Consider the following 4835-nt stretch of genomic DNA (forward strand, 5'->3'; position numbering starts at 1 on the left):
CCTCTTACCTCTCTCTTCCCACCCTTCCCACACTTCCCACCCTTCCCACCCTTCCCACACTTCCCACACTTCCCACCCTTCCCACCCTTCCCACCCTTCCCACCCTTCCCACACTTCCCACCCTTCCCACCCTTCCCACCCTTCCCACCCTTCCCACACTTCCCACACTTCTCACCCCCAACTATATAATAAGTATTCAACCGGATTTGATATCATTCCCCATTCCTCCTGTACGGGGGTTAACGATAGTTATGCGAAGCAAACGGCCGTTTAGCTGCGCATAACTTTGTTAACGCTGCGCGACATGGAAAGCGTAGCATTCCGTTTGCGTAGCATTCCGCAGGAAAGGAAAACGCCCCTACGACTCCTGACTCCTACCCTCACACATTTTACATACTACATTTTGTCGTGCAGAATGTGGGTTATAAAAGTTACTTTGTTGTTAATTATCCATTGCTCCAGTTGCTCAATAATCTAGCAATTCTTTAAATGAAAGGGAATATATAGAATTTGACAACCAACAATGACACAATTAAATAGTAAATACCGCACTATATATTCATCTTAACAATGACACAAATAGCACCATTAGGTTCTTGGAAATCCCCTATAACTACCGACTTAATTGTGGCCGGGACAATTGGACTTAGTAGTATCACCATTGACGGTAATAATGTCTACTGGATTGAAGGACGACCTTCAGAGGGTGGACGAAATGTAATTGTGGGTCGCACTCCAGATGGACAGACAACTGACATTACTCCTCCACCTTTTAACGTACGCACCCGCGTCCATGAATACGGTGGTGGAGCTTTTTTAGTGGCAGATAATACGATTTATTTTTCTAACTTTGCGGACCAACGTCTCTATCGTCAAACACCAGGTACAGAACCCCAACCTTTAACTCCCGAAGCAAATCTACGTTATGCTGATGCTGTGATAGATAAACATCGCGATCGCTTAATTTGTATTCAGGAAGATCACACCAAGGGTGGAGAACCTGTCAATAGGATAGTTAGCATCAACCTCAAAAATGGAGAAGATATCCAGACATTAGCAGAGGGTTATGATTTTTATGCCTCACCACGTCTGAGTCCGGATGGTTCGCAACTTTGTTGGATTAGTTGGAATCATCCAAATATGCCATGGGATGGTACAGAGTTATGGGTAGCTCCGGTGAATACAGATGGTTCATTAGGTAAAATGAAATTAGTTGCTGGAGGCAAAGAAGAATCAATTTTTCAACCCCAGTGGTCACCCGATGGAATGTTATGTTTTGTGAGCGATCGCTCTAAATGGTGGAATCTCTATCAGGTGCCAGGAGTTACTGAGACGGCCAATGTAGATCCATTGTATCCTTTAGATGCCGAGTTTGGAATGCCACAATGGGTATTTGGAATGTCTACTTATAGCTTCACAGAAACTAACAAAATTCTCTGCACTTTTGCTCAGAATGGAATTGGGCATTTGGCAACTCTTCATACTACTAAAAAACATCTACAGGAAATAGAAATACCCTATACTTCTATTGGTTCTTTAAAAACAAAAGGTGACAGAGCTTATTTACTGGGAAGTTCTTCTACAAAACCTGGTGCAATTATAGAAATAAATCTATCTACAGGTGACATTAATGTTTTAAAAAGTTCTACAAATTTACAAATTGATTCTGGTTATTTATCTATTCCTCAAGCAATAGAATTTCCCACAGAAAATGGTAAGACTGCTTATGGTTTATTTTACCCACCAACTAATAAAGATTACACAGCACCTTTAGGAGAAAAACCACCTCTTTTAGTTAAAAGTCATGGGGGTCCAACAGCAGCAACTTCTAGTAGTTTAAGTTTAAAAATTCAATATTGGACAAGTCGTGGTTTTGCCTTATTTGATGTTAATTATGGAGGTAGCACTGGTTATGGAAGAGACTATCAGCAAAGACTAAAAAATAATTGGGGTATTGTTGATGTTGATGATTGTGTAAATGGCGCTAAATATTTAGCTAAACAGGGATTAGTAGATAGTAATCGCATGACTATTTCTGGTGGTAGTGCCGGAGGTTATACGACTTTATGTGCTTTAATTTTTAGGAATGTATTTAAAGCTGGAGCGAGTTATTATGGAGTTAGCGATTTAGAGGCTTTAGCAACAGATACTCATAAATTTGAATCCCGTTATTTAGATGGATTAATCGGACTTTATCCTGAAGAAAAAGAGATTTATCAACAGCGATCGCCGATTAATTTTACTGAGAGTTTGTCTTGTCCTGTGATTTTTTTCCAAGGTTTAGAAGATCAAGTTGTACCGCCAAATCAAGCGGAGAAAATGGTAGAAGTTTTGAAGGAAAAAGGATTGCCAGTGGCTTATGTTGCTTTTCCAGAAGAACAACATGGTTTTCGCCGTTCTGAGAATATTAAACGTGCTTTGGATGGAGAATTTTATTTTTATTCTCGTGTCTTTGGATTTACACCTGCTGATAATTTAGAAGTGGTGGAAATTATTAATCTTTAGACTTATAGTGCTACGCGAAGCGTGAATAGGGAATATTCAATAATTAATAATTAATAATTAATAATTACCTCTTCTGTAATAGAAGGATTGGTTAAAAGGAATTTTTTTCTTTTCTCCTTGAAAGGAGAGCCTTTCAACCTTTATTTTTCGGTAAATTGTCAGAAGGTTTTTCCTGCGGAAATGCTCCGCAAACAGGATTTATAAATGCCCGCGCCCTGTGCTTCAACTGCTATATTTCAGTTATCAGTTATCAGTATCTCTGAGGCTTGAAATACTCAAGAAGTATTACCGAATAATTAATAATTATTAATTAAATAATTTAGGTTAAAAGCCTCCCCTTTTAAAAGGAAAAAATTTATTTTTTTCCTTTTAGTTAATCCTCTTCCTAAAAGGGAGAGGTAATTATCCACTATAGTAGTTTTCATGCTGGATAGACCACAGTTTTAATCATCGGGGGGGCAGTCCGGGAAGATTTGTATTCATTATTAACTAGCCTTTGACTCATTACTCATTACTCATAACTCATTACTCATAACTCATTACTCATTACTCCTTGTTTTCTATTCCGTCAAAATTCTATAGCTCATCAAGTATAAAACTTTTGTAATTTATTTATTGTAAAATTAAAGGTTTATTTATGGGGCAAAAAAATCTCTTCATAACGGTAATTTATAACTTAATAATATGGATATATTTGTTGGTTTTTCGAGGGAAATTTTGGCTAGTAGACCAACTACTATTGCCAACATCAGAAACAGAAATTGAGAATCTGAAATATTGGCCGTCAGTTTCTGTAATAATTCCTGCCCGAAATGAAACAAAATTATTACGAGTAACACTAAATTCCCTATTAAATCAAGATTATCCAGGGAATTTAAAAATAATATTAGTAGACGATAATAGTGAAGATAATACAGTCAATTTAGTAAAAATTTTGGCTCAAGAAGGTGATAATTATACAAAACTGGAAGTTATTTCGGCAGCAGATTTACCTGGTGGTTGGACTGGAAAGTTATGGGCAATTAATCAAGGTATTAACTATGCAAAACAACAAACTCCAGCATCAGATTATTTTCTTTTAACTGATGCAGATATTGAACATAGCTCCACAAATATCCGTCAACTTGTTGTTAAAGCAGAACAAGAAAATTTAGCTTTAGTTTCTTTAATGGTGAAACTACAATGCGAAACTTTAGCAGAAAAATTAATGATTCCGGCATTTGTGTTTTTCTTTCAAAAATTATATCCGTTTAGATGGGTAAATAATTCCCAAAAATTAACCGCTGCTGCTGCCGGAGGTTGTATATTAATTCGTGAGCAAGTTTTAGATGAAGTTGGCGGAATAGAGGTTATTAAAAATGCTTTAATAGATGATTGTGCTTTGGCTAAAACTGTTCAACAAAAATCCACAAATAAAAAGATTTGGTTAGGACTAACTTTAGAGACTAAAAGTCTCCGTTCTTATCCCGATTTAATGAGTATTTGGAATATGGTAGCTCGTACTGCTTTTACTCAGTTAAATTATTCTCCAATCTTGTTATTAATAACAGTAATAGGAATGAAATTAGTTTATTTAATTCCCTCATTAGGAATAATTTTTGGTTGGTGGCAAATAGTAGCGATCGCTTTATTGGCAAGATTATTAATATTTTTAGCTTACTTACCTATTGTAAGATTTTATCAACTTTCACCAATATATGCGATGAGTTTACCAACTGTTGCTTTGATTTATATATTAATTACAATAGATTCAGCTTGGCGACACTGGAGAGGGCGGGGCGGTTATTGGAAAGGACGCGTTTATCCAAGTTGATTTTGAAGTAGCTAGAAGCAAAGTTTTAACTCAAATTCCCTACTTGAAAATGTAGGATTAAAAATTATATAGCAATCCTAAATAGGTTGCGGGTAATCAAAAAGTAGATAAAAAAGCCGAAATTCCCATCTGTTCCCTGTTCCCTAAAAGCGGTAAGATTTTTATAGACAAATAAAATAGGATTGCTATATAAATATACAATATAATCCTCTAAAAAAAATATCAGCAAAAATTATTCACAAAAGTATTTTTTAAGAAGAATTAGTCAGTTTAGTCATCAGCTACATTAAAATGAGTAATGAGTAATGAGTAATAAGTAAGGAGTAAGGAGTAAGGAGTAAGGAGTAAGGAGTAAGGAGTAAGGAGTAAGGAGTAAGGAGTAAGGAGTAAGGAGTAAAATCAAGCCCGTTGATGTTGCTTTAAAGCTTCTTCATTCATGAAGAAAAATTCTTGCGTATTCATCATTTTTTTGAATCCTCTGACTTGACTGCGGAATGCGGAGCAAACAGGGAGAAGC

2 protein-coding genes are annotated in these 4835 nt (G+C 36.2%); both read left to right on the forward strand.

What is annotated here, in order from left to right; genetic code table 11:
• Positions 1-570 precede the first annotated feature (570 nt).
• A complete protein-coding gene (locus F6K40_RS38740) occupies positions 571-2505 on the forward strand; it encodes a S9 family peptidase (RefSeq protein WP_293145176.1) in 1935 nt (644 codons plus the stop codon).
• 637 nt (positions 2506-3142) lie between these two features.
• A complete protein-coding gene (locus F6K40_RS38745; protein ID WP_293145179.1) occupies positions 3143-4318 on the forward strand; it encodes a glycosyltransferase in 1176 nt (391 codons plus the stop codon).
• Positions 4319-4835 lie beyond the last annotated feature (517 nt).

The organism is Okeania sp. SIO3I5, from assembly GCF_010672085.1.
In the GTDB taxonomy this organism is placed as follows: domain Bacteria; phylum Cyanobacteriota; class Cyanobacteriia; order Cyanobacteriales; family Microcoleaceae; genus Trichodesmium.

Coding starts and splice junctions, on each gene's coding strand:
- F6K40_RS38745 (WP_293145179.1), top strand. CDS start 3,143: ATGGGGCAAAAAAATCTCTTCATAACGGTAATTTATAACTTAATAATA.
- F6K40_RS38740 (WP_293145176.1), top strand. CDS start 571: ATGACACAAATAGCACCATTAGGTTCTTGGAAATCCCCTATAACTACC.